Origin of the sequence: Streptomyces sp. col6 (assembly GCF_008042035.1) — a bacterium.
GTDB lineage: Bacteria > Actinomycetota > Actinomycetes > Streptomycetales > Streptomycetaceae > Streptomyces.
In genome coordinates this window covers 1-1,819 of the sequence record NZ_RDBL01000008.1, presented here as the reverse complement: position 1 = coordinate 1,819, position 1,819 = coordinate 1, and the positions used below count along the sequence as shown (strand labels likewise).

The following is a 1,819-nucleotide window of genomic DNA, read 5'->3' as shown; positions in this document are numbered from 1 at the left end:
CGTCGGATGTCCGCCCAGGTACCAGAGGCAGTCGCCCGGCAGATCCGTGACATCACGCAGGTAGTGCCCGGCGTGCCCATCCATGTTCGATACGAGCACAGCGTCGCAGTAGGGTGCGGCGGCGGCGAACCGTTCGAAGTCGTTCTGGATCCCGAGATCGTGAACCCGGAAACCCGCTGCGACCAGAGCGCGTTGGAGGACGAACAGCCCGACGGAATGGCTGTCGGCACCCAGCCCACCGACAGCCAGCGCCGCCCCCGCGCGGCGTACATCAACCACCTGAAAACTCCCATCGATGATCTTCCGGCCGAGCGCCGGGAAGGTTCGTGGCCACCGGGCCGAGAACGGTATCGATCTGATCACCGCAGGCATCGACGCGCCAGATCGAGCCGAGTGTTCAAAAACACATCTGGAGTTGACGTCTACTCAAAGTTGCATCAGTGAACCTCGGTTGAGTCAAGCACTTCACGCCGCCCCCTGCAACGCCCCTCGGCTGCGCACGCGTTGCCAGTGGCAAGTGTCTCCGAACGCCCATTCCTGGTCAACGGTATTCCTGGAAAGGGCCACCCGGAGGCCCCAACCAGGCACATTGCGCCACGAACGATGCAAGTGGGACTGACGGGGCGTCAACCATACAGCTCGGATCCGGTCCCGCCGACAATGCATGGGAGACGCCTCGTCACCGGCCATACCCGAGCAGCCGAAAGCCCTCCTCGGTTGGGCATCCACCCGTCGACCATCGCCCGAGCAAAGGGCAGCCGGTCCGGCACGGAGCTCAGTTCCGCCCAGCCCCCGGTGGCTTCGTCCGGCGCCGGTGACTGGTGTCGCACCAGGGGTACGCGCGGCTGCGGCGGCAGGTGCAGACGGCCACGAGGAAGCGGTCGGAGGTGACGGTCGTGCCGTCCTCCCGGACGATCTCGACCGGGCCCTCGATCAGCACGGGGCCGTTCGGCTCGACGGTCAGGCGGCGGGGGGTGTCAGGGGCGTTCGGCACGGATGACCACCAGTTCCTCTGTGTCGTCGTCGGCCCCGATCAGACCCCGTGCCCGGAGCCAGGGCAGCCGCTCCGTCATCACCGGGCCGAACGGTACGGAGGACCGGCCCGTCACCGCGCAGCGCAGGCCGCTCGCGGTCAGCCGGTCCAGGGTCTCCTCCGCTCCGCACAGCCCGGAGTGGACGAGGAGCAGCACACCGCGCGGGCGCAGGACGTCGGGGGCGCGGGCGCAGATGCGGTCCAGGTCCCGGCGGCCGCTCGGCCCGGCGTCCCACGCGCGCTCGGAGCCGTGGCCCCGGGGGCGGCGGACGTCCGGGGCGGGGACGTACGGCGGGTTGCTCAGGATCAGGTCGAAGCGCTGCGCGGCGACGGGGCCGGTGAGGTCGCCGCGCAGCACCCTGACCCGGTGGCCGGCGCGGGCGGCGTTCATCCGGGCGGTCAGCACGGCCCGCATCGATATGTCGATCGCGCAGACCCTGGCTCCGCAGCGCGCGGCCAGCAGGGCGAGGGCGCCGCTGCCGGTGCAGACGTCGAGGACGTCCATGTCAGCGGTGGGGCCCTCGGCCCGCAGCGCCCGCGCCAGTAGGTGGGTGTCGGCCTGGGGCGCGTAGACCCCTGGCAGCGTCCACAGCCTTCCCAGGTCGACGGGTGGTGCGGCGGCAGTCGTCATCCGAATCCTCCAGGAGGGGGGAAGGCGGGTCTCGTCTCTCACCGGCACGGAATCGTCCCGTCCAGAGTGAACGGGCCCGCCGCCCGCCGCGACTCGAACGGCGGTCCCCGGCCTCTGCCACGCACCCGCCACCCCCTGCGGGACCGGCCCCGGCC

The 1,819-nt window shown here is 70.8% G+C and carries 3 protein-coding genes; 1 reads left to right on the top strand and 2 read right to left on the bottom strand.

Features of this window, described 5'->3' with window-relative positions; translation table 11 throughout:
• Positions 1-6 precede the first annotated feature (6 nt).
• Positions 7-444 carry a hypothetical protein gene (locus EAO73_RS35890; protein WP_191134032.1) on the top strand — a complete coding sequence of 146 codons (438 nt, stop codon included), beginning with the start codon at positions 7-9 and terminating at the stop codon, positions 442-444.
• A 331-nt stretch (positions 445-775) separates the two neighbouring features.
• Here the strand turns inward: EAO73_RS35890 and EAO73_RS12365 are convergent, their stop codons facing one another.
• The gene (locus tag EAO73_RS12365) at positions 776-994 is read right to left on the bottom strand and encodes a CDGSH iron-sulfur domain-containing protein (RefSeq protein ID WP_147971580.1); all 219 of its coding nucleotides are present in this window, start codon (positions 992-994) and stop codon (positions 776-778) included.
• Complete coding sequence (locus EAO73_RS12360; protein WP_147971579.1) at positions 978-1,664, bottom strand: HemK2/MTQ2 family protein methyltransferase; 687 nt, start codon at positions 1,662-1,664, stop codon at positions 978-980. Before EAO73_RS12360 ends, EAO73_RS12365 begins: the two co-directional genes overlap by 17 nt.
• Positions 1,665-1,819 lie beyond the last annotated feature (155 nt).

Excerpts from the sequence above, each read along its gene's own strand:
- EAO73_RS12360 (WP_147971579.1), bottom strand. The coding sequence starts at position 1,664 with ATGACGACTGCCGCCGCACCACCCGTCGACCTGGGAAGGCTGTGGACG.
- EAO73_RS35890 (WP_191134032.1), top strand. The coding sequence starts at position 7 with ATGTCCGCCCAGGTACCAGAGGCAGTCGCCCGGCAGATCCGTGACATC.